Genomic DNA, 899 nt, shown 5'->3' with positions numbered 1-899 from the left:
GATACTGCGCTCGGGTGATTTCAGTCCAGGCCATCTTGATCTCATCAGGTTATCGCAAACCCATGAATCATAACCCGCTGAAATCACTCAACTCATTTTCGGTCAGACACTCAGTGAGTCTCTCCGCTCTGTCAGGTGACTTTCTGACATATGTCGAACTGATGTATCCGGTCGAAATCACATTAAATCTGATAAAAGAGAAAAAGGAACCAAGATTCGACTATCGAAGTTATCGTTGCTCCTTTTTTCAAAGAGGAAAACGGGTAGCCGACATTGTTACGGAAGCACCTATAATTCCAATGAATTTATTTCAAATTATCCGCGATATTCCGCTTGCCCGCGGCGCGCTGTTCAAACCTATTGAATCCAAGAAAATAGAACTCTCTGTGACAACCGAGAACGTAGGGACCGAAATAATTCGGGTCTCCCTGATTTCCCTCGATGAAATCACTACTGTCGGAAAATGCTCCGCGCCCGGCGACACGACTTCCGAGCTTTCGTTGATTACGCCCGGTTTAAAGAAACTTGATATTGGTCCGGCTATTGCGTCCGATCACGGTCACATGACCGTATGGAGGCCGGCTGGAACTGCAACTTTTCCACCAAATGTCATTAAAGAGTTCATCAAAAATTATTGCGTCACAACGGGAGACTGATCATGCCCGAAAAACCGTTCCATGCGGCGAGAAATCGTTTGCTTCTTAGAGACCGTCCGTTTGCCAAGAACAGGCTCTATTTTGCTCCTATGGGGTTGGATCTATGCGACGCATCTGGAACGCCCGGCGATGGTAACCATCCGGCGAGAGACGCGGGCGTATTCAGGCGGCGATGGTATTGTGGACCTGCTGGTGGGCTTTCCAGTGCCAGGGCAGGAGTTCATGGAGGCGTGGATTGGGAAT

Annotated in this window: 1 protein-coding gene; it reads left to right on the top strand. The window is 48.5% G+C overall.

The features are described from left to right. Positions 1-656 (top strand): hypothetical protein (locus tag GOB87_RS16485; protein ID WP_206752355.1); only part of this gene is annotated, 656 nt, incomplete at its 5' end. Between the last annotated feature and the right edge of the window lie 243 nt (positions 657-899).

Source organism: Acetobacter estunensis (genome assembly GCF_011516945.1).
Lineage (GTDB): Bacteria > Pseudomonadota > Alphaproteobacteria > Acetobacterales > Acetobacteraceae > Acetobacter > Acetobacter estunensis.
Note: the sequence above shows the minus strand (reverse complement) of the source record. Positions and strands in the feature narration are given on the sequence as shown.